Origin of the sequence: Deefgea piscis (assembly GCF_013284055.1) — a bacterium.
Classification (GTDB): domain Bacteria; phylum Pseudomonadota; class Gammaproteobacteria; order Burkholderiales; family Chitinibacteraceae; genus Deefgea; species Deefgea piscis.
The window spans coordinates 1,074,966-1,099,670 of the sequence record NZ_CP054143.1 but is presented as its reverse complement, the minus strand read 5'-3'; the positions used below and the strand labels follow the sequence as shown (position 1 = coordinate 1,099,670).

At 48.6% G+C, this 24,705-nt stretch carries 23 protein-coding genes and 1 tRNA gene; 13 read left to right on the top strand and 11 right to left on the bottom strand.

Annotated features, from left to right (window positions below; translation table 11 throughout):
- Positions 1-80: 80 nt before the first annotated feature.
- The 3 genes from HQN60_RS05320 (at position 81) to HQN60_RS05310 (ending at position 2,928) form a co-directional block, all read left to right on the top strand.
- Positions 81-629 carry a YaeQ family protein gene (locus HQN60_RS05320; protein WP_173532684.1) on the top strand — a complete coding sequence of 183 codons (549 nt, stop codon included), beginning with the start codon at positions 81-83 and terminating at the stop codon, positions 627-629.
- Between the two features lie 151 nt (positions 630-780).
- Positions 781-2,139 (top strand): EAL and HDOD domain-containing protein, encoded by a 1,359-nt coding sequence (locus HQN60_RS05315; protein ID WP_173532683.1) that lies wholly within the window; start codon positions 781-783, stop codon positions 2,137-2,139.
- 99 nt (positions 2,140-2,238) lie between these two features.
- Positions 2,239-2,928 carry a MarC family protein gene (locus HQN60_RS05310; RefSeq protein ID WP_173532682.1) on the top strand — a complete coding sequence of 230 codons (690 nt, stop codon included), beginning with the start codon at positions 2,239-2,241 and terminating at the stop codon, positions 2,926-2,928.
- Between the two features lie 41 nt (positions 2,929-2,969).
- On the opposite strand, the gene HQN60_RS05305 is transcribed toward HQN60_RS05310, so the two are convergent.
- Positions 2,970-3,587 carry a chemotaxis protein CheD gene (locus tag HQN60_RS05305; RefSeq protein WP_217390255.1) on the bottom strand — a complete coding sequence of 206 codons (618 nt, stop codon included), beginning with the start codon at positions 3,585-3,587 and terminating at the stop codon, positions 2,970-2,972.
- A gap of 699 nt (positions 3,588-4,286) precedes the next feature.
- Between HQN60_RS05305 and HQN60_RS05300 the strand changes: the two genes are divergently transcribed.
- Both HQN60_RS05300 and proB read left to right on the top strand, forming a co-directional pair.
- Entirely contained in the window at positions 4,287-4,514 is a 228-nt protein-coding gene (locus HQN60_RS05300) for a hypothetical protein (RefSeq protein WP_173532681.1), read from the top strand.
- A 35-nt stretch (positions 4,515-4,549) separates the two neighbouring features.
- Entirely contained in the window at positions 4,550-5,671 is a 1,122-nt protein-coding gene (proB, locus tag HQN60_RS05295) for a glutamate 5-kinase (RefSeq protein WP_173532680.1), read from the top strand.
- A gap of 135 nt (positions 5,672-5,806) precedes the next feature.
- Here proB and HQN60_RS05290 read toward each other — a convergent pair whose 3' ends face one another.
- From HQN60_RS05290 to HQN60_RS05280, 3 genes are all read right to left on the bottom strand, one after another.
- Complete coding sequence (locus HQN60_RS05290; protein ID WP_173532679.1) at positions 5,807-6,838, bottom strand: YbaY family lipoprotein; 1,032 nt, start codon at positions 6,836-6,838, stop codon at positions 5,807-5,809.
- Between the two features lie 98 nt (positions 6,839-6,936).
- Complete coding sequence (locus HQN60_RS05285) at positions 6,937-7,911, bottom strand: hypothetical protein (RefSeq protein ID WP_173532678.1); 975 nt, start codon at positions 7,909-7,911, stop codon at positions 6,937-6,939.
- Between the two features lie 62 nt (positions 7,912-7,973).
- On the bottom strand, positions 7,974-8,552 hold the full coding sequence (locus tag HQN60_RS05280) for a sugar O-acetyltransferase (RefSeq protein WP_173532677.1): 579 nt from the start codon (positions 8,550-8,552) through the stop codon (positions 7,974-7,976).
- Positions 8,553-8,665: 113 nt separating this feature from the next.
- Here HQN60_RS05280 and HQN60_RS05275 point away from each other — a divergent pair, with 113 nt between their 5' ends.
- Positions 8,666-10,294, top strand: coding sequence for a methyl-accepting chemotaxis protein (locus tag HQN60_RS05275; protein ID WP_173532676.1), 1,629 nt, complete (start codon positions 8,666-8,668; stop codon positions 10,292-10,294).
- 67 nt (positions 10,295-10,361) lie between these two features.
- Positions 10,362-12,116, top strand: coding sequence for an isomerizing glutamine--fructose-6-phosphate transaminase (locus HQN60_RS05270; protein ID WP_173532675.1), 1,755 nt, complete (start codon positions 10,362-10,364; stop codon positions 12,114-12,116).
- Between the two features lie 40 nt (positions 12,117-12,156).
- Here the strand turns inward: HQN60_RS05270 and HQN60_RS05265 are convergent, their stop codons facing one another.
- Entirely contained in the window at positions 12,157-13,056 is a 900-nt protein-coding gene (locus tag HQN60_RS05265; protein ID WP_173532674.1) for a DMT family transporter, read from the bottom strand.
- Between the two features lie 304 nt (positions 13,057-13,360).
- On the opposite strand from HQN60_RS05265, the gene HQN60_RS05260 reads away from it, so the two are divergent.
- Positions 13,361-14,521, top strand: a complete 1,161-nt coding sequence (locus tag HQN60_RS05260; protein WP_173532673.1) for a benzoate/H(+) symporter BenE family transporter — start codon at positions 13,361-13,363, stop codon at positions 14,519-14,521.
- Positions 14,522-14,608: 87 nt separating this feature from the next.
- Here HQN60_RS05260 and nudC read toward each other — a convergent pair whose 3' ends face one another.
- Positions 14,609-15,418: an NAD(+) diphosphatase gene (gene nudC, locus HQN60_RS05255; protein WP_173532672.1), complete on the bottom strand. Its 810-nt coding sequence runs from the start codon at positions 15,416-15,418 to the stop codon at positions 14,609-14,611.
- A 250-nt stretch (positions 15,419-15,668) separates the two neighbouring features.
- Between nudC and HQN60_RS05250 the strand changes: the two genes are divergently transcribed.
- Positions 15,669-16,037: a BON domain-containing protein gene (locus HQN60_RS05250; RefSeq protein WP_173532671.1), complete on the top strand. Its 369-nt coding sequence runs from the start codon at positions 15,669-15,671 to the stop codon at positions 16,035-16,037.
- Positions 16,038-16,155: 118 nt separating this feature from the next.
- On the opposite strand, the gene HQN60_RS05245 is transcribed toward HQN60_RS05250, so the two are convergent.
- Positions 16,156-16,650, bottom strand: a complete 495-nt coding sequence (locus HQN60_RS05245) for an arsenate-mycothiol transferase ArsC (protein ID WP_173532670.1) — start codon at positions 16,648-16,650, stop codon at positions 16,156-16,158.
- A gap of 215 nt (positions 16,651-16,865) precedes the next feature.
- Between HQN60_RS05245 and HQN60_RS05240 the strand changes: the two genes are divergently transcribed.
- From HQN60_RS05240 to HQN60_RS05230, 3 genes are all read left to right on the top strand, one after another.
- A tRNA-Tyr gene (locus tag HQN60_RS05240) sits at positions 16,866-16,951 on the top strand.
- A 108-nt stretch (positions 16,952-17,059) separates the two neighbouring features.
- The gene (locus HQN60_RS05235) at positions 17,060-17,773 is read left to right on the top strand and encodes a pseudouridine synthase (RefSeq protein WP_173532669.1); all 714 of its coding nucleotides are present in this window, start codon (positions 17,060-17,062) and stop codon (positions 17,771-17,773) included.
- Positions 17,774-17,921: 148 nt separating this feature from the next.
- Positions 17,922-19,595: a GGDEF domain-containing protein gene (locus tag HQN60_RS05230; protein WP_173532668.1), complete on the top strand. Its 1,674-nt coding sequence runs from the start codon at positions 17,922-17,924 to the stop codon at positions 19,593-19,595.
- 110 nt (positions 19,596-19,705) lie between these two features.
- On the opposite strand, the gene HQN60_RS05225 is transcribed toward HQN60_RS05230, so the two are convergent.
- Positions 19,706-20,851 (bottom strand): GGDEF domain-containing protein, encoded by a 1,146-nt coding sequence (locus HQN60_RS05225; protein ID WP_173532667.1) that lies wholly within the window; start codon positions 20,849-20,851, stop codon positions 19,706-19,708.
- A 158-nt stretch (positions 20,852-21,009) separates the two neighbouring features.
- On the opposite strand from HQN60_RS05225, the gene HQN60_RS05220 reads away from it, so the two are divergent.
- The gene (locus HQN60_RS05220) at positions 21,010-21,966 is read left to right on the top strand and encodes a carbohydrate kinase family protein (RefSeq protein ID WP_173532666.1); all 957 of its coding nucleotides are present in this window, start codon (positions 21,010-21,012) and stop codon (positions 21,964-21,966) included.
- A gap of 74 nt (positions 21,967-22,040) precedes the next feature.
- Here the strand turns inward: HQN60_RS05220 and HQN60_RS05215 are convergent, their stop codons facing one another.
- The 3 genes from HQN60_RS05215 to HQN60_RS05205 all read right to left on the bottom strand — a co-directional run bounded on the left by HQN60_RS05215 (position 22,041) and on the right by HQN60_RS05205 (position 24,661).
- Entirely contained in the window at positions 22,041-22,619 is a 579-nt protein-coding gene (locus HQN60_RS05215) for a CNP1-like family protein (protein WP_173532665.1), read from the bottom strand.
- Between the two features lie 66 nt (positions 22,620-22,685).
- A complete protein-coding gene (locus HQN60_RS05210) occupies positions 22,686-24,002 on the bottom strand; it encodes an ATP-binding protein (protein WP_173532664.1) in 1,317 nt (438 codons plus the stop codon).
- Positions 23,999-24,661, bottom strand: coding sequence for a response regulator (locus HQN60_RS05205; protein WP_173532663.1), 663 nt, complete (start codon positions 24,659-24,661; stop codon positions 23,999-24,001). The genes HQN60_RS05210 and HQN60_RS05205 overlap by 4 nt, the downstream gene beginning before the upstream one ends.
- Between the last annotated feature and the right edge of the window lie 44 nt (positions 24,662-24,705).

The following is a 24,705-nucleotide window of genomic DNA, read 5'->3' as shown; positions in this document are numbered from 1 at the left end:
TGATTTGGCATTGATTTTGTTGCTCACGCCGATTTGGGCAGATTCCGTTACACTGTTGGCCTTCATAAGGACGACAATCAATGGCAATTAAATCAACGGTATTCAAGGCCGAGCTAAATATCACGGATATGGACCGTGGTTATTATCAAAGTCATGCGCTCACGATCGCGCGCCATCCTTCGGAAACGGACGAGCGCATGATGTTGCGTTTGGTGGCTTTTGCGCGGCATGCGAGTGAATCGTTGGAATTAACTCGCGGCTTATCGGCCGATGATGAGCCTGATGTTTGGCAAAAAGACTTAACTGGCGCGATTGAAACTTGGATTGAGTTGGGTTTACCCGATGAAAAACGCATCAAAAAAGGCTGCGGCCGCGCCAATGAAGTGTGGATTTATGCCTATGGCGGGCGAGTGGTGGATATTTGGTGGGATGGCATTAAAAATGCATTAACACGGTTTGATCATTTAAATGTGGTGAGCATTCCAAGTGATACCTTGGCCGAGTTAACCCAAATGACAGCGCGTACCATGCAGTTGCAGTGCACCATTCAGGATGGCCAATTGTGGATGTCGGATGCCAACCACAATGTGCTGGTTGAAGTCACTACACTACAATCTGCGGCAGTATAGGTTTGTAGGCGTTTTATTTTATTTTGTAGCGAGATATACCCACTATTCATGCCGAGATGGGTGGGATTGACTCAAAGTGCAGTGCGCCGGCTTTATTCTATGGTGCATTGCGGTTTCAATTTCTATACTCAATGGCCACCTTGAGGTTGCCATGCTGCCACTCTTTTTTCATCATCTGTTTCAAAGCGCCAAAACGGAATCGGATTTGGCGGCGTTTGAACGTCTCAATGCTTTATCTCCTCGTATCAGCACGATAGAGGAGTCCGTGCCGCATCCTGAAGAAAAAACCATTATTTGTCGTGAAAGCATCGTTAATCGACAAGAGCGAGTGGTGGGGCATGAGTTTATGCTGAAAAAAAACATCACCGAGCGCGTGCATACGGGGCACGCGATGCGGCGTTTATACGATCAAGCTTTGCTCAGCCAGCTACTGAATCTGCCATTACTGCAATTATTAGGCCATCGTTTTGCTGTGGTGCATTTTGAAGCATCACATATTCTAGAGACCCAATTTGCCAATCTACACGGCCAGCACTGCGTGTTTGTGCTGCGATTTGGCGATGAGCCGGTGACTGATGCCATCTGCCAGCATGTGATCGCTTGGCGAAAAATGGGGTTTATGTTTGGGATTTTGGCGCATGAATGCATGAATCTAAATATGGATGCATTGATGGTGGATATTGACCTGTTAGTGCTGGATTTGAATGAGGCTTGGGTATTTTCGCCAGACATTGTCGCCAAAGTGATGGCGCACACGCACTGGCCTTTATTGGCTTGCCATATTGATTCGTATGAAGCTTTTGATTGCGTTTGGGAATCGACGTTGTATGCCGAGCGTGTGATGTTTTTTCAAGGCCCTTTTATCACCGCTCGTGATGCTTGGGGAGTGAATCCCATTGCCGCTTTGCGGGGGCAAGTCCAATGTTTGCTGGATCTGATTGAGCAAGAAGCCAATACCTTGGTGTTGCTTGAGGCACTAAAAGCGGATCCAGTCTTGTTGTATAAGCTACTGCGGATGGCCAAATCGCAAATATCCGATGAAATTGGCAGCGCTGAACAAGCTTTGTTACTCATTGGGCGTGGTGCATTGCATCGCTGGTTATTGTTTATGCTGCACAGTCAAAGCGATGCGGTGGGCTGTGATTTGCTGCCTCGACAAGCCGCGTTACGCCGTGGCCGCTTTATGCAAAATCTGGCTGAGCATCAGCTAGACAACACGCAATGCCAGCACATCTTTTTAACTGGCGTGCTGTCGCAAATGGAAGAAGTTTTGCAGCAACCGTTGATTGAATTATTAAAAGCGCTGAATACGCCAAACTCAATCAATGCCGCGCTATTAAATCGCTCTGGGCCGTATTTTGCGTATTTACAGTTGGCTTCTGCCGCCGAGTCTCAGCAATTTCATACGGTGAGCTTGCTGTGTAAGGCGCTCGATTTATCCCCGCATACGGTAAAAAATTGCCAGCATGAAGCCAGCGTTTGGGCGGAACAAATTCAGGCCAGAAACTGATACAGATCAGTGATCGGCTGATGCTCAAGATGCTCACTATCCTTTCAGAGTGCGAAGCACTAAGATAAAGCATCTTTTAAGCAAGTAGCCTAATTCATTATGTTGCCATATTTATCTTCATTTTTTGGTAGTTTATTGCTGGTTTTTGCCGCATTAATGCCCATTTTAAATCCGCCCGGTCACGCGCCGATTTTCTTGGTATTGACTGAGGGTTACACCAAAGACGAACGTATTATTCTGGCCAAGCGAGTCGGCGTTTATAGCTTTATTTTGCTGGTGTTTAGTATGTTTATCGGCATTTATGTGCTGGAATTTTTTGGGGTTTCTTTACCGATTGTGCGGGTTGGCGGCGGCTTATTGGTCGCTACTGCCGGCTGGCAATTAATGTCTGCCGATACGCATGCGCCCAATGCCGTTTCCACACTGGATGGTAATCGACCTAGCTCTGAAGAATTACGCCAAAGAGCATTTTTCCCGCTCACGTTTCCAATTACCGTCGGACCGGGCTCAATTACCGTCGCCATTACGCTGGGGGCGAGCTTTAAATCGTCGGGGATTGAAACCTTTACCATGCCGATTGCCAGCGTAATTGCCGTGGCGATTACGTCATATTCGGTGTATTGGTGTTATCGCTATGCCGATAAGTTATTGAAATGGGTGGGGGCCACTGGGTCGGTGATCTTTCTACGACTCTCGGCGTTTATTTTGTTTTGTCTCGGGATTCAGATTTTTTGGACCGGCGCGACCGATTTAATGGGCGCTTTTGTGCAATTACACTGGCCACGATAATTGCTGTAACAATCGACGCCAACCGCATCGCCAGCCAATGATTACCAGTAATCAATTTTACGATGATTGAGTGATTGGATTAGCTGAGTTTTATAATTTTCTTCTTCTTGAATTAATTGTTGTTTTTGGCTTTGTTGCGGTTGAATTTGCCGGCATAGCACTTCGCCAGAAGTCGGGTTTAACACGATTTTTCTGGCGCAATTGCCACCCAAATCGCTGGCCAATAATGGAATGCCTTCAGCACTGAGCCATTGGTGAGTAAATTCAATATTGGTCTCACCAATGGTTTTTTTTCCAGAACTCGGTACTAAATTCCCACCCCCAAAGGCCTTTGCTTGCAAACGGCCTTTTTTTGCGCCCTGTTTTAGCAAGGCATTCACTAATAGCTCCATTGATGCCATGCCTGAATGCAATGACTCCACATCTTGCCCAGCGCGTGCGCCAAAATTGGGCAGCATAAAATGATTCATGCCGGCCATTTTCAATTGCGGATCAAATAAACAAACCGAGATACATGAGCCTAATAAAGTCATGATGGGTTTATGACTTTCTACTGCAATGTCACCAGAATGAATATGCAGCGCATGCCGCTCCAGTTGTTTCATTTCATTGGTCACTGGCGGCGATATCGCTCGCTGCTGCGCGAGTAGCGTTTTCAAAACAAGGCACCACTTAAGTTAGTGTGTTGTTGCGCAATCATTGGCTATTCCTTAGTGAGTTGCACTCAATATCAATCTCTCTGAACGTCATCCATTCAAGCAAATTCATATTCAGTATTGGCTGGACACAATTCATCACAGCCTCGCTATCTAATCAGCATAGATCAAATTTCATCAGGATTAATCCCAATGTAATTGGCATAAAAATACGCTGGCTATGTATCTCCACCAAGGCATTGCTGCATCAAGTGCTACAAGAAAATACCCTGTGGATAAATATTTTTCAGCGGAATTCTCGTGGATATATTGGGGGTAACTAGGTGAATTAGCCGTGGGATTGCTGGGCATGATTTGGGTGTAAGCGATTATTTGCAGCAGAGGCATAAATTCATCACCAAAAACAGCACCCTTATTTTTCGCAGCTATACCGAAATCATCATTTCGCTAAGCATTTGTAAGTTATACACAATAAGCACTTATCCACAGCTCAATTGAGACCTTATTTATTACTACTAATTTAAAATAAAAACCAATAAGACCAAGCTTTTTTCAAGAAAAAATCTGTGGATAAGTCGCGAAAATCCTGCTGACTAAACCCAAGAAAGTGTCTAAAAAAGCTAGGCTTTACCGGCAAATTGCGCCAAAATTGAACCCCAGCTGAAATGCGATCAAAAGCGCAATGGCGATAAGGAGCTGAACGTGGAAGTGAATATTTTTAAAAGCATGAGCAACCCGAGTAAGTGCCTCGTTTTGCCTGTAGATATCGATGTCGATCAAAGCCAATTACCGATTGATGACAAAGACTATGAAAAGGTCTATTTCCTACGTACCCGCACATTGAGTATTGGCAACGACAATGTCAGTTTTGATCCGGCAACCGCATTAGCGGCATTGCAGCACCAAGGGTTTTATTTATTTCAGCTGTAATTCAGCGTAAATGCGCTGCGCAAGGATAGTTATTTATGCAAACGTCAATTTTGGCTAAAGCTCAGCGAATTGTGATTAAAGTGGGCTCGAGCCTAGTGACCAATGAAGGCAAAGGTTTAGACCACGCAGCACTAGCACGCTGGGCTGAAGAAATTGCCCAACTCACCAAATTGGGTAAACAAGTCGTTTTGGTTTCTTCAGGCGCGATTGCCGAAGGCATTGCTCGACTGGGTTGGACGCAAAAACCCAGCGCAGTGCATGAAAAACAAGCGGCTGCCGCAGTTGGCCAACTGGGCTTATGCCATGCCTACGAAAGTGCATTTCGCCAACACGGCTTAATGTGCGCGCAAGTACTGCTCACGCATGAAGACTTATCTGATCGCACGCGTTATCTGAATGCTCGCTCAACGTTGCTGACGTTATTGCAATTGGGGGTGATTCCCATCATTAATGAAAACGACAGCGTAGTGACTGCTGAAATTAAATTTGGCGATAACGATACGCTGGGCGCTTTGGTGACCAACCTCATCGAAGGCGATGCCTTGGTGATTTTGACCGACCAAACTGGGCTCTATACTGCCGACCCACGTAGCAACCCCACTGCCACCTTGGTGCAGACGGGTGTAGCAGGTGATGCTAGCTTGGAAGTTATGGCCGGTGGCGCAGGTTCTAGCGTTGGGACGGGGGGTATGTATACCAAAATCATCGCCGCCAAGCGTGCGGCCCGTAGCGGGGCAGCAACCATCATTGCTTGTGGTCGTGAAGAGCAGGTGCTCACACGTTTAGCCAGTGGCGAAATGATCGGCACGCAATTAAGCTCAGTGACTTGTGCCTTGGCGGCCAAAAAACAATGGATTGCCGACCATTTGCAACTAAAAGGCAGTGTGACACTCGATGCGGGTGCTGTTCGTGCTTTAACGCAGTCAGGTTCCAGCTTGTTGCCGATTGGTGTGCTGGCGGTTGAAGGCGAATTTTTACGCGGTGAAGTGGTGCGCTGTTTAAATCCCGATGGACTTGAAGTGGCCCGTGGTTTAATCAATTACAGCTCGCAAGAAACGCAGCGAATTTTACGTCAGCCAACAGGGCAGATTGAGGCTGTGTTGGGCTATATCGACGAAGCGGAGCTGATTCATCGCGATAATTTAGTGTTGTGCTAGATCCTTATTGCTCACTCGCGAATTGAGCATCAAACCAGCCTTCAGTTTTCGACAATAAAAATGCCGCTCTATGGTGATAGAGCGGCATGGGTATACGAAGGTAGGTTTTGTTGTATGTGGTCTAGGTGGCTATACCTAGATGGCTTTGAGCATAATACTGGTTTCACGTGGCGCGCCCTGCGTGAGCACTGGCGTTTGGGTATCGCTAATTTTGATTAACTTACCATCTTGCTCTAAACGCGCACTGACGTTGTAACGATGCTTAGGATTAATCGCTTCTGGAGCAAATTTCAGCGTTACCGTTGGCGGCGTACCTTGCGTTAAAGTGATGACTTTTTTCGCAATCAATTCTGAAGCGACATCCATTTTGGATACATCGCGCAATTCAACGGTGAGCACGGCGCCGGGATACAGCCGACGATCCAGCCACATCACTTTCGCGGTAACGCTTTCAATCGCTTTATTTTTCACAATCCCATACATGGAAAATGCCTGTTTCACTTCAGCTGGCGTCATTTGCAAAGCGATAAATTCTTTGCCATTTTTGCTGGCTGGATTAAATGGATTATTACTTGGCAATTGCGCTAAATAAACCCGCTGACCGTCATCGCCAAGCACAAAACCAGGTGGTGGGGTTTTTTCGAGTTGGCTCCATGCTGATTTTGGAAAAACCAGAATATCTAGCAAAGGATAATGCGCTGCATCATTGCCGCCGCGAAAACGATATTCAAACTGCTGTAATGCCGTTTCACCATAAAATGGAATTTCACTGCCTGATTTCACGTCCACTTGTACATTGTTTGCCGTCCAACGTTCTGGCGGAATAAAAATCAAGCCAGACGCCGCGTCGCGAATCGGGTTGAGCGGTTCATCAGCAGAGATGAGTGTGCAATTATTGGCCACAATCACATCATCGACTTCTAAAAAGCCGCCTTGGCCTTTTAACCACACCGTGGTGCTACCGTCACTGTATTTGGCGCCAGACGCCGAGATAACATGGGGTAGTTTTTGGAAGGTCCAGCCACTGAGCAATTCAAGCGAGTCAGGCGAGGTCAATCTGAGTGTAAACGATTGGCCTTCATCACATTGATAGCGCTGTAATGGCGCATCGCTCGTGGCCATTGTGAGTGAGCTGGCAAAAAGTAGAGGAAAAATAAAGGCTTTCATGGCTTGCTCATGTCATATCTTGAGCTGATATTGTGGTCATAAACTGACGAACAATAAAGGTGAAAATTCCCTTTGTTCGTCAGTTTGTATTCAAGATCTCAAAAGATGACTTGCTCAGGAAATCCATGTTTCTCACTAGGCGCTTGCATTAATTGGCGCGGAACCGCTATTAAAATAATCAGTTTTTCAATTGGATGCTCGCGTTGCAAGATGAGCTCGGGCAAGGTGATACGCTGATTGTCGCTACTTTCACTATCGATAATGCCCATTCGATCAACATTACAGTGGCGAACCTCGAGTCGCAAAATATCGGGAGTTGCCGCCAATTCAGTAATCAGCTGCTCGCACAAAGCATCGGGATTGAGCTGTTGATGAATGTCTTGTAATTGCGCCGTGAGATTTTTGATGCGTGTTTGTTGCTCGGTTTGTTCTAGGCTCGGCGTCATGCTGTTTGAATTTTGCATTCGCAGCATGGTGCGGGCATTGACCAGAGTGCTTTCAAGCTGCTTTTTTTTATTCTCAACGTTGGCGATCGCCAGCTGAGCTTGAATTGCCACCGTATCTAAAATGCGCTCTGCGCCCAGTTGTACCAAGGCATCGGGTGATTGAGCGGGTTGGCCAAGCTGGTAATTAGAAAAAATCAGTAATTTTTGCGGTACGTCTTGGCGAATTTGCCCCGCGTGTTCACTCATGCCAAAGCGTACTTTTTCTTGGGCATCAGCAATGAGTCCGACATAAGCGATGTCGGCCATTGGCCAGGCGGCAAACCATGCTTGTAAGCCGGGGTCGCGCCCGACAACTTCGCTCATTCGGTCTGGCGTCGCAAAGAGCAGCTGCAAAGTGCGATCTTTTCGCCAGGTTTCGTTATTGAGCTCAATCGGCGCGGGTAATTGAGTGGCTAAAGCATTGGCGTGATGGTGTGCCCAGCGGATATAAGGGGCTAATCGGGTTAGATAATTGCGCGCCAAACGAATGTGCGGATGCGCAATATCGACTAAACGTTCGATGGTTGCTTCATCATCCGCACTGAGTTTGGGTTTGGCGGTAAACCAAGATCGTATCGTGCTCCACATTGTACTGACTCTGTTCTGTTAAGAATGAATGAATACAAATATACGCCGAAGATGCGCCGAAGTTATGGATTTAGCGCATATAAAGTGCTTTCATCCGGTGGTGTTAATTCACGAATCACGCGCGCGGGGTTGCCGCCCACCAAGACGCAAGGCGGTACATCGCGAGTGACGATACTGCCCGCGCCAATCACGCTATGGTCACCAATGGTTACGCCGCCACAAATAATGGCGCCAGCCCCAATCCAGACATTATTTCCGATGGTTATGCCCTTGGCACAATAAGCCCATTTTTGGCGTTCAGTCGGGTCTACTGGATGCGTTCCGGTTTGAATTTGCACATTGGGCGCGATGATGGTGTGGTGGCCAATCGTAATTGGTGCGCCCGGTGCGGCAGCGATTTGTGCGTTGTAATTAATAAACACTTTTCGCGAGAGTTTGATTAAGTGGCCGCGGGCAATCGCTAAGGGCGGCGAAATAATCACTTCATCGGCTTGGGCAAACAGCGCTTTGAGCAGTTCAGGTCGCTCATGCTGGGCTTCTGGCGGTAAATGATTAAACCGTTGGAGTAATTCACCTTCTCTTTGCCAGTGGGTTTCAGTGCCTAAGTCGCTAAAGGGGAAACAAACAAGATCATGATTCATACATCACCTAGTGACAATCAGTCGTTGATAATATGCGTGAACAAAGCTTACGGTATATTATAAGGAAAATGACGATGTAAATAATGCCAATAATTAGAAAGTAAAGGGTGGGTATGCATAATTGGGGCGTAAAAACACGGCTTCTGGCTGGGTTTGGGGTAGTTTTATTGTTGCTAGCGATTGTAGCGATTGTGGCTTTATTGAGTCTGACTCAGCTTCGAGGCAAGGTCAGCGAGCTAGTGGATGAGCGTTATCCTACGGTGGTGAAGTCCAATCAATTGATATCCATTGCTTATCAAACCGATTTAACGCTACGTAATGCTGCTTTAGCCGAAACCACGAGTGATACCGATAAAATTTTGACGCAATTAGAGTCAGAAGGCAGTACTGAAGAAAATAAAATCAGCGAACTTAAAGCCCTGATTGGTGGTGATACTCAGGCCCAGGCCTTACTCGCTGAAGTCGTGGCAAGCAATGCCGCAATGGATTTGCAAAAAATCAAATTGGCGACTTTATTAAGACTCGATCGCACCACGGGTGGGCATTTTATTACCACAGAATATGCCAAAGTCAGCAATGCATATCGGGATGCTTTGCTTAAATTGGCCGCCTATGAAAGCCGCTTAATGGATGAAGATAAAACCACGGTACAAAATAGCGTCAGCACCGCAGTCAATAGCATTTTATTGGTGAGCGTATTGGCGATTTTGCTCGGTTTAGTGCTGGCTTGGGTGATTGGCTCGAAAGTGATTACCGCTTTGGAATCTGCTAGCCGTGTTGCCAGCAAAATTGCCAGCGGCGATTTAAGTCATGATTGGCGCGGAACGCACTTTGCGAATGATGAATTGGGCCAATTACAACGCGCTTTGCAAACGATGCAAGAAAATCTAGTGCAAATTATTCGCCAGATTCAAACCAATGCAATAGACGTCACACACGCCGCGCGGACCTTATCGGCGGCGTCACAGCAAATTACTTCAGGCTCTGATTTGCAATCGTCGTCAGCCAGCTCAATGGCAGCGGCGGTTGAAGAGATGAGCACCAGCATGGATCAAGTGGCTGACAACACCAATGATGTTGAGCAAAAAGCGCGCGGGGCCGGTGAATTAGCCAACGAAGGTAGCAAAGATGTGTCGGCGGCGGCGATGGAAATGCAGGCAATTTCTGGCGAAGTACTGGGCGCATCCGAGCAAATTACTGAATTGGGTCGGAATATCAATGAAATCGGCAGCATTGTGGTGGTGATTAAAGATGTTGCCGATCAAACCAATTTATTAGCCCTGAATGCCGCGATTGAAGCGGCCCGTGCCGGTGATATGGGACGTGGCTTTGCCGTGGTGGCCGATGAAGTGCGTAAGCTTGCAGAGCGTACTGCGCAATCGGCCAGCCAAATCACCAAGATGGTGAGCAATATTCAAAGCAGTGCACAAGATGCGGTCACTCGCATGAGTAGCGGCAGCCAGCGTGTTGGTGATGGTTTGCAATTAACCACCCAAGCCAGCGAGAGTATTGGCCGTATTAATCAGCGCAGTGGTGAAGTAGTGCATTCGGTGCACGAAATCAGCGAACAAATGCAAGAACAACGCTCGGCGGCGCGTGATATTGCCGTTAACGTTGAGCGCATTGCGGCGATGGCTGAAGAGAACTCGGTGGCGGTACGCAATATGGGCGAGTCGATTGGGCAACTTGAATCCATGGCCGATCAACTTACCGCAACGGTGCAACGCTTTAAAATGGCTTAATCCAATGTAATTTATAAAGCCCCACTCAATGCAGTGCTGATGTTTGCTCTTCTAAATAAGGTGAAATATGTCTGAATTGATTGCCTATATTGCGCCACAAAATGTGTTACCTGCATTGTCCGATTGCATTTTGATTTTAAATAGCAGCAATACGCATTTGAATTTGGTGCTAGAAGAGCAGGCGAGCAGCACACAAAAACGTTGGGTCTTGCCGCAACCAGTGCAGCGCTTATCGCTCGGTAGTGAAACGTGCCATTGGCTGATTGCCAGTTTGCACCATGAGCCGCAGCCATTAACGCCAACCAATCGGGCCGGTTTACAGATTCGGGCGATGGGGCATTGTTTGAATCATCAAGATTTAGCGCACAGCCTTAATTTGGGCGACGCATGTAGTTTAAATGAGTTGATCGCGGCGGTTTTGCAGCGGCAAATCGATGACGGCGCGAACTTGACCGAGGCAATGCTGATTGCCAATGCCCAATTAAAAGGTCAGATCAGTTATCTGTGCCACCAAGAAAGCCAGGCGCAGTTTATTTTAGCCAGCTGTTTAGGCTTGCCTTTGTTTGTTGGGCTAGAATCAGGTTTACGGCAAATCTGTAGCAGTAGCTTACGGCTGATACGCCAACGTGCAAATCAGGTGTATGCAATGAAAGACGGCGATATTGTTCGCTTTGGGCTTGATACCCCGTTGTTAATTTTAGGGGATGGTCTGGAGCAAGTGCTAGAGATGCCGGCGGTGACCAAGAACCAAAGTGTGCCGCACTTTATGCTGGAAGAAATCGAAGCGCAGCCAGAAACGCTGGCGATCTTAGTGCAAAAATACAAGGAGGGTTACGTTTTGCCCTTGGCGCTGCGGGCCAAATTAGCTGGTATTCGCAGCGTGACATTATTAGCTTGTGGTTCGAGCTATCACGCCGCCTTGGTGGCGCGGTATTGGTTTGAAACATTAGCCGGTGTTTCAGTGCAAGTGGGTTTAAGTAGCGAATATTGTGATCGCGATGTGCGCGCTGATGATCATGATTTAATGATTGCGATTTCACAATCGGGCGAAACCACCGATACCATTGCGGCGTTAAAACACGCGCAAGCCTCAGGTCGCCCCCGCACGGTGGCCTTGACCAATTCTCCCGGTAGCACGCTGACCACCTTGGTTGACCATCATTTGCTCACACACAGCGGTGCCGAGCAATCGGTGAGCGCGACCAAATCACTCACCGCCCAAATATTGCTGCTGTTTATGCTGGCCAATGCACTGGGGCAGGCGCGGGGGCATTTAAGTGCCGAGCAAGTGGCAAGCCATGATGAAGAGATGTTGCTCTTGCCGAATGTGGTGGCGCAAACTTTGTTGCTCAATAAAGAAATTCGCCGCTGGGCCAATGGTTTGCATCGGAAAAATAATTTATTTGTGATCGGTCGTCACACGCATTACCCCGTGGCGATGGAAGGCGCGTTTAAGCTTCGAGAAGTGGCTTATCAGCATGCTGAAGCCTTCCCCGCTGGCGAGTTAAAGCACGGACCGATTACTTTGGTGAATGATGATTTGCCGGTGATTGTTTGTTTGCCGTGGAATCAGCAAGCGCAAAAAATGCTCGATGATTTAAAAGCCATCCGCGCCAACCATGGCGAGATTTTTATTTTGTCCAACGGCAATATTGCGTCAGTTGAAGGCACCAGCGTGATTCGGATGCCGAGTGGTTTAACGCACTTAAGCCCCATCATTTATATCGTTGCGCTACAAATGCTGGCGTATTACTGCGCTGTGCTGAGTGGTAATGCCATCGATACCCCCCGCAATTTGGCGAAAGTGACGATGGACTTTTAATGACACCATCCCCAAACGGCGTGACCGTCTGGGGATGGATTTATTTTTTGCTGACCATCCAAACGCCGCTGAGCACAATGGCCGCACCGAGCCATTGCACTGCGCTGAGGCGCTCATTCAAAATCCCCATACTCATTACAATCGACAGCACCGGACCAAAGCTACCAATTACGGCAGTGCGCCCGGCGCCGATGCGTTTCATGGCATTGGTCATGGCATACACCGGCAAGACGGTAGAGAAAATTGCAATGGTCAGCGCATAAGCCCAAACCGGCCACGGCTGAACTACGCTGCTCAGTGGATGACTGATTAACCAGTGCACTAAAATCCCCAAGCCCGACACCGTGAGTGCCAATTCAGTAAAGCGCATTGAACCAACCCGCTCGATCACCGCTGGGCTCCACGCCATATACAGCGAAAAAGCCAAAGTACTGGCCACCACAAAACCAATGCCAACCCAATCGGCGTGGGCATTCATGAGTTCCGGTGCTAATACCAACACCATGCCCAGATAAGTTAACGGTAGTGCGCGTTTGATTTTGGGGGGAATCGGCTTGCCGCTAAACCAAGACACCAGCAACACAGTAAAGGTGGGATATAGGCATAAAATCAGGCGCTCCAAACTGGCGCTGACGGTTTCAAGGCCAATGAAATCGAGCACGCTGGATAAATAATACCCCAGCAAACCTAGGCCAAACAGTTTGAGCTTATCTAATGGCGCGATGGGTGTTTCTGGCGCGTCGCTACTGGCATGCAGTCGCCATAATCTCACCATCCACAGTAAAGCAATCGCAAACATCAGGCGCAGCATCACCAGCGTGACGGCATCGACGCCATAAGGATAAACCAGTTTAATAAACACGCCTTTCATGGCAAAGCCAGTGGCGGCAAAAACGGCTAAGAAAACCCCGATGCGAATTGATTGGGCAGAATTGGGCATGGCTTCATCCTTGAAGAGCGGAAATCTCGGCTTAGGATCGCTAACGCCGGTGATATCGCTTGCGTTTGTTACATCGTGCCGACGTTGATGGCCGTGGTGCGAGTGAGCGCGCAGTGACTAGCAAATGCTTGCGTTGGCGCGATACGAGATGGTTTTGCTGCTGTGCATCAAGTCTTATGATGCAATCTTCATGATTGCCGCGTCAACCCAGACCAGTGTAACCAAATGTTTGTATTGACTGGCTTGCGTCTTGCCGCATGAAGACTCAGCCAGCACAATAAGCGCTTCAATTAAGGGGTTGCTCATGTCGGTGTGGCGAGATAGTTCAGTTTCTGCAGTCGTGGCGGGCTTGGTTACGGTCTTGGTCGGCTTTACTAGCTCGGCAGTGATTGTGTTTCAAGCGGCGCAGGCTTTGGGCGCTAGTCCCGCAGAAATCGCCTCATGGATGTGGGCTTTGGGCTTGGCAATGGGGCTGAGCTGCATCGGTTTATCGCTGCGTTATCGTGTGCCGGTGGTGACGGCATGGTCAACGCCGGGGGCGGCGTTACTGGTGACCAGCGCGGCGGGCGTTACCATGCCCGAAGCGATTGGGGCGTTTATGGTTTCCGGCGTGCTCATCTTGCTGATGGGCATCACCGGTTGGTTTGAGCGCGCGATGCAGCGGATTCCATTGGGCATTGCTTCGGCGATGTTGGCGGGGGTGCTATTACGCTTTGGCTTGGGGGCATTTAGTGCTTTGCAAACCGAGTTGGTTTTGGCCAGCAGTATGTTGCTGACGTATTTGCTGTTGCGTCGATTTTGGCCTCGTTATGCCATTGTTGGGGTATTGCTCTGTGGGATATTAGTGGCTGCGTGGCGCGGGCTATTACATCTAGAGGGTATTGAGCTAACCTTGGCGACGCCGATTTGGACCACGCCAGAGTTGAGTTGGAGCAGTATTGCCAGTGTGGCATTGCCCTTATTTATGGTGACGATGGCCTCGCAAAATGTGCCCGGGGTGACGGTATTGCGCGCCAATGGCTATACACCACCGATTTCTCCGCTGATTAGCAGTACGGGTTTGCTGACCGTGTTACTCGCGCCATTTGGTGCGTTTGCGATTAATTTGGCGGCGATTACTGCGGCCATTTGCATGGGGAAAGACGCGCATGAAGACGCGAGCAAACGCTATATTGCGGCGATGGCCGCTGGGGTGTTTTATCTGCTGATTGGCGTATTTGGCGCAACAGTGGTCGCGGTATTTGCTGCTTTTCCCAAAGAGCTGGTGCTGGTGGTGGCTGGCTTGGCATTGATGAATATCATCGGCAGCGGTTTGGCACTGGCGATGCGCGATGAAAAACAGCGCGAAGCGGCGATGATCACTTTTTTGGTCACCGCTTCGGGCCTGAGCTTATTTGGTATTGGCTCGGCCTTTTGGGGCTTGGTCGCCGGCGTACTTGCGGCGCTGGTGCTGCATAAAAAATAAGCCGCAATAGCCATGGTCTGTTGAGAGCCTGACCCAGTTTTGCTGCCGCCCAGTCGTTAAACCATAGCGGCTAAACCGGCACTGGATTTATGGATTGGCAGCGAGCCCCGCTTGCAATAGGCGATAAGCAATACTGCTGGCGCTGGGCAGAAGTGGTAAATCATCAGGGCTAAACCAGCGCGCGTCTTCGATTTCATCGGCTTGGCAAACAATCTCACCAGAAACGTAATCGGCAAAAAAAGCCAGCATCAAAGAGTGCGGAAACGCCCAGCTTTGGCTGGCAAACCAACGCAAATTGGTGATTTCTACGCCGACTTCTTCGCGCACTTCACGATGCGCGCATTGTTCTAGGCTTTCGCCGGGCTCAACAAATCCAGCGACTGCGCTATACATCCCGCTGCGAAAGTGCGGCGAGCGCGCCAACAATACCTCGCGGCCACGTTGAATCAACACCATCACGGCTGGTGATAAGCGCGGCCAAACCCGATGCTGACAAGCGCTGCATTCGCAGGCGATTTCATGTTCAAGTACTAAGGTTGGTGCACCACACAGACCGCAAAAGCGATGCGTGCGATAAAAAGTCGCAATCTGGCTGGCGCGACACGCTAGCGCCCACAGCGTTTCACCGAGTAAATCAAAGCTGGCGCGTAAATCCATTGTGCTTAGCGCTGTCGGTAATGGCGTGGCGGCATCCCATAAGGCCAGTTGTATTTTTTGTTGTTCCAGCTGGCCAATACACAGCAAGGTATGTGGCGGAGTCAGCGCGGCGAGCTCGCTGGCTGAAGCTAAAGTTTGCGAACAAAAAATTAAGGTATTGCCATGCAGCGCAATAACAATAGCGCTTGGATCAAGATACCTATCTTGTTGATGGACTGCTGTGAATGCCGTGGGCAACATAGAGGGTACAACCTTGTTGTGCAAAAACCGCTGAGAAATAAAAAACCGCCCTGCGCTGAATTAAACCATTGGCGCAGCGGCACAGCAAGGCACAAGCGAAGAGATGCTGTTGCTGATTTGCATTTGTCATAAGACTTAAACATTTCTGTAATGTAATGCTTTTAGAATCAGCGATATAAAGCGCTCAGCACGAAGCCATCGCCTCTAAGCAGCGCTGTATTTAATTAATTTAAACGGATGAGTGAAAATCATGAAAAAAGTATGCCTGCTTGTTACGCTGCTAGGTGCTGCATTGTTGTCGACCGCGTGTAGCTCAACTGCTGAAAAAGTAGCAGCGCCTGCCGCACCAGCCGTGAAGCCTGCCGCACCAGCCGTGAAGCCTGCAGCGGATGCCGTTGCGGTTGCCAATCACGTTAAAAAAGCCCTTGATGCCGATCCAACTTTGAAGCCATTTGATTTGCAAGTGAAAGGCGCCAACGATAAAAAAGACCCTACTAAAGTCGATGTGACGATTGTTGGCGTGGTTGAAATCGGTGAGCAAATGGCGCAAGCCGGCATGATTGCTGAGCAAGTGAAAGGCGTGCAATTTGTGATTAACAATATTGAGCCAAAAAACTAAGTTCTAACTCAATGATTGCTGGCCAGTTGGCTATTGTTTAGTCAGTGTGACAACGCCAACGGGTAAAACCATCATCAAAGCCTCGGATTTCCAGCATGGAAAACGAGGCTTTGGCGATTTAGCGCGCTGGCGTGCTTTGGCCGATTTGCTGTACGTGATGTTGCAACGCTAAATGCGCTAACTTTTCCATCGGTAGTGCGGCCAATAAATCAATTCGATGTTTGATAAATAAAAACACATCATGAAACGCTTTGCGGCGATCTATTTCTTGGTAGCGCAAACTAGGGTCTTCCACATTCCAATGCGCGATTAACGGTCCGCCGGGCCAAGTTGGACAGGCTTCGTTGGTGGCGCAGTCATCTAGCGTAAAAATAAAATCCATTTCTGGCGCGCCAGCCAGTAAAAAAGTATTCCAGCTTTTGGGTTGGCTTGGCGGCGTGAGGCCAAAGTGCTGCAATGTCGCGATGGTCAAGGGATGTAGCTCGGCCTGCGCATTGCTGCCTGCGCTATAGGCAATAAATCGATCGGCGAAAAAATGATTCATGATCGCTTCGGCGATGGGACTGCGAATCGCATTGTCGCTGCAGATAAATAAGACGGAATAAGGTTTCAAACGCTAAGCTCCTATGCACGAGGGTCGTGAACCTGGTCGTTGCGCTGTTTTTACAGCGGCAAAAGGCGACGATGGCCGATCATTGATTATTACGCCGCAAGATGACAAACAATGTGGCGGAGTTGCTTCGTTTTATTTTTGCAACATTGAGTTGAAAATAAATCGACGAGGGGCTTGACGCTATCGTGGGCCAAAGGCATAATTGCCGTCCTCGTGGAGGGGTTACCCCAGCGGTCAACGGGTCCGGACTGTAAATCCGGCGGCTCAGCCTTCGAAGGTTCGAATCCTTCTCCCTCCACCAGTTTCCCTTAGTTGTTTTCTTCGTTTTATCTCTCGTTTGACCTCATCCTCTGTTTCAAAGTAGCCACTTACCCTTACAATGGTATATCCATTCGTACGAGTTCTGATCATGAAAAAACTATCTCTCGATAAAATTTTGCAAAGCCAAGGTTTCGGTTCGCGTAAAGGCTGCCGTGATTTAATCGAAGAAGGTGAAGTTTCGATTGATGGCGTCGTCATCCAAAAGTGGAAAACCGAATACCAGCCCGAAGGTTTGGTGTTTCAGGTGTTTGACGAAACGTGGGAATATCGCGAAAAAGTCTATTTAGTGCTGAATAAACCCAGTGGTTATGAATGTTCACGTAAACCCACGCATCATCCGGCGGTATTAACGCTGTTTCCGCAAAACATGGAATGGCGTGATGTGCAGCCAGTTGGGCGTTTAGATCACGATACCACGGGTTTATTGCTGCTATCGGATGATGGGGCATTTATTCACGCGCAAAGCTCGCCCAAACGCCATCAGCCGAAAACTTATATTGCCACTACCGCTGAGCCTGTGACGGATGCTTTGGTGGCGCAGTTATTGTCTGGCGTGCAATTGATTGATGAGCCGGCGCCGATTGCCGCCTTAGTGGCGAATAAAGTCAGCGAGAATGAAATCGAAATCGTGCTCGAGCAAGGTAAATACCATCAAGTGAAACGCATGTTGGCGGCTGCAGGCAACCATTGCAGCGCTTTACGCCGCGTTAAAATTGGTGGTTTGCTGTTGGCTGATTTAGATTTGGCCGAAGGTGAATGGCGCTTTTTAAATGCTGATGAATTGGCTTTATTGCAAAGCTAATGTGGATGCCGAGTTTTTAACTCGGCATTTTAGCAAAATCTGATTTATCCGCATTACGCGTATTGCTAACTATACTAGACATATTTAAGTCAGCTATGGTTTAGATGTGATACAGCGAATGTGGGTTTCTTGGCTATTGGCTCTGGTTATGTTACTGCTGGCGGTGACTGGCTTGAGCTATGGCGTCTTGCATTATTTAGAAACGCAGCAAGTCGAGCTCGCTTTGCAAAAGCTACAAGCGCAGTCGCGAATGCAATTTGCTCGTCTCAATCAAATCCTTGAACACGATCAGCAACAGTTGAGTTTTTCACCGGCATCGATTGATGCGGTATGGCCACGTATTAACGGCGCTTTGGCCACCCATCCGTTGGCTTTGCAGCAACTGGCCAAAGCCTTACAGCTCGACAGTGCCTCAATTTATTATCCGCAAAGCGCCATGATGATTGGTGCTACGGCAGGCGAAAACGCCGATGAGAGCTGGAAAAAATCTACGCTGCTCAATGAGCAACTACGGAAAAAAATCGGTAGCGCTAGCGTGATAAAAAATCATTTGGCGATTTCGGCCAAGACCGGAAAGCTAACGGTTTATCATTTTTATGCCCCAGCGAAGCAGGCCTTTTGGTTAATTACGGCGGTGGAGTTGAAATCATTGCTGCAGCGTCAGCATGATCACGTGGCGGTATTTGATGCCTTATTTCATCAGCCAAGCGCGAATTTATTGTCCAGCGAGCTGGATATTTTGTTGCAAGGGCCGCAGGGTTATTATTCCATTTTTACTGAGCAGCGACTTGCTACGCAACCGCCGCTATTAAGTACTCAAGCAGTGCAAGATCGGCAGGGTCGATATTATCTGGCTTTGCCTATTGATCCCCAGCTGGCGTACAGCAATTTGATTTTGGCGGTTAATTTTGACGTTGCAGCGTACCAAACGGCGCGCCAAATATTAGGCTTTGGTTTGGCGCTGATTTTTATCTTGGCGCTGCTGGGGGTGTTTTACTTGGCCAGACGCAATGTTCAAAATTGGCAGGATAAAACCTTACAATTACTACGGCGTTACGAGAGCGCGGCGCATGTAGAGGCTTGCCGTGATTCGGCATTGCAGCCGATAGAAGATTTTTGTTTGGCGCGGCGGCAGGCCAAGCAAAGTCAAAGCTTGCAACAACAGTCGGAATTAAATACGGTCAGGGACGAAAAGCAGCAAACGGCGCAGCTATTAGCGGCGCAAACTAGCTTGCGCCAACAAAGTGAAGCCACATTATCTGAATTGCGTGTCGCGTTTGAGATGGTTAATTCGCGCTTGCTTGATGCCAATCGCAGCTTGATTCATGACGCAGAAACCGATGCTTTAACAGGCTGCGGAAATCGACGGCAGTTTGAGCAAATGGTATATGCCGAGATGTCGCGTGCGATTCGCTATGGGCAACAAGTTTGCTTATTGATGCTCGATATTGATTTTTTTAAGCGGGTGAATGATCAATTTGGCCATCCTATGGGTGATTTGGTCTTAGTGCGTTTGGCTGAGCTGGTGAAAAGTCAGGTTCGCCCCAGTGATACTTTATTTCGTTGGGGCGGTGAAGAGTTTGTGTTGTTAGTTCCTGGCGTGACGTTGGAACAGGCAGGTTTCTTGGCGGAAAAATTACGCCAATACATTGCCAGCGCGAATTTTCCGCATCGACAAACATTAACCATCAGTATTGGTTTATCGGCTTTTCAAGTGACTGATTCGTTTGATGAATGGATGCAGCGGGTAGATACAGCGCTGTATCAAGCCAAAAGTAATGGCCGCAATCGCGTTGAGTCTGCGGCAGAAAATAAAAAATAAGTGGCCACGCTGCGGTATAGCATCAACACCAAATTTGAACATTACCAAATATATATGGGTATTGCTTTGTAGTTGATGCAATATAAGAGCTACAGATCAATACCATTGTATTAAGCAACTTCAGCTGGGGAGAGTGGCGCTTTGTTGCTGAGCTGCTTGGTGTTTTTGCGTTGTTCGATAGCGGCTTGCAGCGCCATTAGCAATTGATTGGCATTGTCGCCGTGAACACCGGCACGCACGACGTCAATGACACAGCCTAGATGAAAGCTGCTATCGCTGTGGTCAATTTGTAAGCTATTTATTGCAAGCTCGATTTCTAGCATGGTGTTACGAACCTGCTGAATCGGCATATTACTCAAGATCAAAATAAAATCATTACCGGTAAAGCGCCCAATACCGCTAGGGTAGGTCGTGGCGGCGATAGATTTTAAGCTACGGGCGACTTTTTTGAGTGCCATGTCGCCAGCGGCAAAACCATAGCGCTGATTGATTTCATGAAATTGCTTGATATTCACGCCAATAATCGCCAATGGCTGGCGGTATTTTTGGGTGCGGCGCAGCTCACGTAGCGTGTATTCCTCAATCCCGCGCCGATTGAATAATCCGGTTAGCGCATCGTAACGATTGAGCTTAATTAAGCGGGTGTGTAGTCGATGTGACAGCGTGTTGTGATAACTATATGGCAAGGCCAAATTGCTCATTAATAAGGTGATTAATAGCGCATTTTGCAACGAGTAGGCGGGTAGGCAGATTAAAAATACCACCATGCCGGCATAGCCCAACCAAATAAGAATTAATACTTGCCGAGGTAGCGACCAATGCTCATCGTTATCGGCGTGGCGTGCTTCGTAAGCGATTCGCAGTAAGAGTGGTAATAGGGTGAGGCATTGCAATACCCAAGCCTGATATTGATTAAGGCTGGTTAGCCATTGGGCGCTAAGGATGATGCCACTGATGACTAAACTCCATGCCCAGTGCCCAAGTAAGGCCGGGCGGGCAAAAAACCGCCGAGTTCCTGCGAGTAAAACCAGTAAACCGGCAATTAATATTGGCGCAATCAGCGTGTTATAGCGGCTACCCAAGCTTAATGCGTAAGCCAGTGTGGCCAATGCATGCAGCGTGCCGCCATAGGCCAGCGTGCTTAATCCTCGCTCGGAATGATGCGCGCGAACTAGTAGCGCGTACTGCGCAATGGCAAATACGCTGCTCAAGGTCGCTAAGATTAAAATGACAGTTGATGAAAGAATTATTCCCATGATGTAAAAATACATTAAAACCCTAGGAATATGCACGAGTAATAGAAACTTGGTGTATGAATACAGACAGAATTAACCGGCGAATGACGAACGATAATGTGTTTCGGCCTGCCGTAAAGTGATGATGAAATCCGTTTAATCGAAATCAGGAGAGCAAGATGGCAGCGTTAATTTGTGGCTCAATGGCTTATGACACGATTATGATTTTTCCCGGATATTTTAAGCAGCATATTTTGCCCGAGCAGATTCATATCTTATCGGTGTCATTTTTAGTGCCAGAAATGCGGCGCGAATTGGGCGGCTGCGCTGGCAATATTGCGTACACGCTGAAAATGCTCGGTTCTGAGCCGTTAATTATGGCGACCGTGGGGCAAGACTTTGGTCCTTATGCCGAATTTTTAGATCGTCAGCAGATTCGCCGCGATTATATTCAGGAGCAAGAGGGCTTCACTGCCCAGTGCTTTATTACGACCGATTTAGACGACAACCAAATTACCGCATTTCATCCGGGCGCGATGAATGGCTCGCATTTGAATATGGTGAATGTGGTGCGAGAGCCGATCGACATCGCCATTGTTTCGCCCGATGGCAAGGCGGGGATGCAGCAACATTGCCAGCAATTGGCCGCAGCGAAAATCCCGTTTATTTTTGATCCCGGCCAAGGCTTACCGATGTTTAACGGTGAAGAGCTCAAAGCCATGTTGGCTTTAGCCAGTTATGTCACCGTGAATGACTATGAAGCTGAAATGCTGTGCACGAGTACCGGGCTTAGCCTGCTGGAAATTGCCGCGCAAGTTCAAGCGCTGATCGTCACCTTGGGGGCTCAGGGGGCGAAAATCTATACGGACGGTGTTTGTCATCAAATCCCCGCAGTGGCTGCGTCTGAGATTCTAGATCCAACCGGTTGTGGCGACGCGTTTCGCGCCGGGCTGCTGCATGGATTGAGTCGCGGTTGGGATTGGCCGCAAATTGGGCGTTTGGCTAGTTTGTTAGGTAGCTTGAAAGTCGCGCAGCGCGGTGGGCAAAATCATCATTTTACTGAGCGTGAATTGGCCGAAAAATATCAGGCGGCTTTTGCTGAGCTGCTACCTGATCTGGTATGTGAAGCGCAATAAATGCTAGCGTCGCGAATTGAGCGTGGGGCTGTTGCCGTTTAGATTTTTGCGAACAACAGACCGGAGGGATTAAATTATTTAGCGCGGCAACCTAAGCAATCACCGGCTTGCTTGTCGACGGTGAAGTCTTTGCGAATGGTTTCAACCGGCCAAGGATCACCCATCTGGCAGAAATTATCCGATAAGCTACCTTGCCAAGCATTGTATTGATTTTTACTTAATGGCTTCCATTTCACTTGCGTGCTTTTTTGCCATTCATTCTTATTGGGATTGCCCCAAGCATAAGTGCGGTATTGGTTAGTTTTGCAATCAATGCCTTCAAATAAGATATTTTTTGGACCACCGGCTTTGGGCGTCACGGCGATGACATAGCGCACAATCCGATCAGGCCCGAGGCTTAAGCTATCAAGGGATAGATAGTAATTATTGTTTTTAATTTCTTGTGCAAATTTAACTGGAGCCCATTGTTTGAGCGTGGCTAAATCTGGGTATTGAATCTCTTGCTCCGCCGGAATCACTGGGGCTTTATTTTTAAAAAAGCCCATTAAGCCATCGCCTTCACCAGCTTCAATATTGTCCGGAGTGTGGGTCTCGTATTCTGCCGCCTGCACCAATCCAGCAAGCAAACAAGTCAACAGCAGGATTTTATGCATCGTCGTGAGTCCAATCGAGAGTAAAGGCAGCATCGTAACAAGTTCAGCGAGCTGCCTCAATGTTGTTTATTGCGCTTCACGCTGAAAGCGGATCTCGGCGCAAAATCCACCGGAGTCGCGGTTGCTGATTTTGAACTCGGCCTGATGCAAATCAGCAATTCGGCGCACAATCGATAAACCTAAACCTGCCCCGGGCTGGCTTTGCCCGGCAGGGCGATAAAAACGTTCGCCAATGCGGGCTAAATCATCACTGCTCACGCCCGGGCCATTATCGCAAACGCTGAGTGTTGCGCCGCGAATCTGGATCACAATCTCGGCGTCTGGGCCGGCATAATGCTTGGCATTTTCCAGTAAATTTCTCAGTAATAAGCCCAGCAATAATGGTTGGCCGATTAAAGCGCAGGGCTGCTCAATGCTTAAATGGGCTTCATCGGCTGGCAAATTGGCTTCCAGTAAAGCGCTACGTGCGAGATCGCTGAGTGATATGGCTTCAAATTGCGGCGTTTCACCATGATCTAAGCGCGAGAGCGCCAACAGCTGGGTGACCAAACGCGTGGTTCGATCAACACCGTGTATGGCTTTGCCGAGCGCTTTTTCGCGCGTTTCTGGGCGTGGGCTACTTTGTGCTAATTCAATTTGCACGCGTAAACCGGCCAATGGCGTGCGTAGCTCATGGGCCGCGTCAGCGGTAAAGCGTCGCTCGCGGGCGAGTGTTTGGTTGACTTGGGCAAACAAGGTATTGAGTCGGTCACGCAGCGGAGCGATTTCACTGGGAACGACAATATTGAGTGCGTCTAAATTATTTGGCGCGCGGCGAGCTAATTCGGCATCAACGATTTTGAGTGGTTTGAGGCCTTGCCGAATCGCAAAATACAATAGCGGCAATAACAACAGCAGCGCCCACAGCGCAATTTCGAGCAGATGCTCGCTGAGTTCTTTGGCAATTTTGAGTTGATTTTTCAGTGGCTCACCGACAATCAGCTGGTGGTTTTCGCCCGAGCGCACGGTAATTTGCCATTCTTTGCCGTTTAAGTTGATGGAATACGGTTTTTTCGACGCACTGGGCTGCAGCGGGAAAGGGCGCTGTTGGCTAGCCGTGACCAGCCGACCGTCTAAATGGTAAACCGCGAAAGCCAGCTCATCATGGTAATCATTGTCTTGATTATTATTTGAGCGCAAATCATCTTCGCCGCCTAAGTTTTGCCATAACAAATCGGCGTAGGCGGTGAGTTGATCGTCGAGTACTTCGGCGGTTTCTTTGCGTGCTTCGTAGAGTAAGACGGCGCTAAAACCACTCCAAGCGATGATGGTCGCCAGCAGAATGAGTAGCGTTAAGCGCGTTGCGAGTGAATGCTTTAACCAGTGTTGAATGCGATGTATCAATTGGACTCCAAGCGCCAGCCAAGATTACGGACATTACGGATGACTTCGCTGCCGAGTTTTTTTCTCAGATGAGACAGATGTACATCCAGCGTATTGCTCTCAATTTCGCCTTGCCAGCCGTAGAGCTTTTCGTCGAATTGACTGCGGGATAAATAATGCGGGTAGTTGGCCATTAGTAAATGCAGCAGTTTAAATTCCATCGCCGTTAAATCGAGCGGTATACCATCTTTGCTGGCGGTTTTATGTGCGGGATCAAGCACAATGCTTTGCCATGTGAGGCTGTTTTCGCTGCGACCATGGGCGCGGCGTAATAAGGCGTGCAAACGTGCGATCAGTTCGCCAAGCGCAAACGGTTTGACTAAATAATCATCGGCACCGGCATCAAGCCCAGTGATGCGATCTTCTATCGAGTCGCGCGCGGTGAGTAGTAGCACCGGTAAATTACCCAAATTGCGGCGTATCCATGCCAATAAGCTCAGACCATCGAGTCGCGGCATCGCAATATCGAGCACCACTAAGTCAAAGCTATGCTCGGTTTGCAGTGCAGTACGACCGGCTTCGCCATCTTTAAACCAATCGACGACAAAGCCCGCGTCAACCAGGCCGTCTTGTATGCCTTCACCGAGTAATAAATCGTCTTCGACTAATAAAATACGCATGTTTGAGTCCCGAGTCGCCATCAGTACATCGCGGCAGACCAAGC

Bases quoted from the DNA above. Each gene is read 5' to 3' on its own strand.
- HQN60_RS05290 (WP_173532679.1), bottom strand. From the start codon at position 6,838: ATGAAAGCCTTTATTTTTCCTCTACTTTTTGCCAGCTCACTCACAATG.
- proB (WP_173532680.1), top strand. From the start codon at position 4,550: ATGCAAACGTCAATTTTGGCTAAAGCTCAGCGAATTGTGATTAAAGTG.
- HQN60_RS05230 (WP_173532668.1), top strand. From the start codon at position 17,922: ATGTTACTGCTGGCGGTGACTGGCTTGAGCTATGGCGTCTTGCATTAT.
- HQN60_RS05310 (WP_173532682.1), top strand. From the start codon at position 2,239: ATGTTGCCATATTTATCTTCATTTTTTGGTAGTTTATTGCTGGTTTTT.
- HQN60_RS05275 (WP_173532676.1), top strand. From the start codon at position 8,666: ATGCATAATTGGGGCGTAAAAACACGGCTTCTGGCTGGGTTTGGGGTA.
- HQN60_RS05220 (WP_173532666.1), top strand. From the start codon at position 21,010: ATGGCAGCGTTAATTTGTGGCTCAATGGCTTATGACACGATTATGATT.
- HQN60_RS05285 (WP_173532678.1), bottom strand. From the start codon at position 7,911: ATGTGGAGCACGATACGATCTTGGTTTACCGCCAAACCCAAACTCAGT.
- HQN60_RS05270 (WP_173532675.1), top strand. From the start codon at position 10,362: ATGTCTGAATTGATTGCCTATATTGCGCCACAAAATGTGTTACCTGCA.
- HQN60_RS05205 (WP_173532663.1), bottom strand. From the start codon at position 24,661: ATGCGTATTTTATTAGTCGAAGACGATTTATTACTCGGTGAAGGCATA.
- HQN60_RS05260 (WP_173532673.1), top strand. From the start codon at position 13,361: ATGTCGGTGTGGCGAGATAGTTCAGTTTCTGCAGTCGTGGCGGGCTTG.
- HQN60_RS05320 (WP_173532684.1), top strand. From the start codon at position 81: ATGGCAATTAAATCAACGGTATTCAAGGCCGAGCTAAATATCACGGAT.
- HQN60_RS05265 (WP_173532674.1), bottom strand. From the start codon at position 13,056: ATGCCCAATTCTGCCCAATCAATTCGCATCGGGGTTTTCTTAGCCGTT.
- HQN60_RS05225 (WP_173532667.1), bottom strand. From the start codon at position 20,851: ATGGGAATAATTCTTTCATCAACTGTCATTTTAATCTTAGCGACCTTG.
- HQN60_RS05235 (WP_173532669.1), top strand. From the start codon at position 17,060: ATGAAAAAACTATCTCTCGATAAAATTTTGCAAAGCCAAGGTTTCGGT.
- HQN60_RS05250 (WP_173532671.1), top strand. From the start codon at position 15,669: ATGAAAAAAGTATGCCTGCTTGTTACGCTGCTAGGTGCTGCATTGTTG.
- HQN60_RS05315 (WP_173532683.1), top strand. From the start codon at position 781: ATGCTGCCACTCTTTTTTCATCATCTGTTTCAAAGCGCCAAAACGGAA.
- HQN60_RS05280 (WP_173532677.1), bottom strand. From the start codon at position 8,552: ATGAATCATGATCTTGTTTGTTTCCCCTTTAGCGACTTAGGCACTGAA.
- nudC (WP_173532672.1), bottom strand. From the start codon at position 15,418: ATGTTGCCCACGGCATTCACAGCAGTCCATCAACAAGATAGGTATCTT.
- HQN60_RS05215 (WP_173532665.1), bottom strand. From the start codon at position 22,619: ATGCATAAAATCCTGCTGTTGACTTGTTTGCTTGCTGGATTGGTGCAG.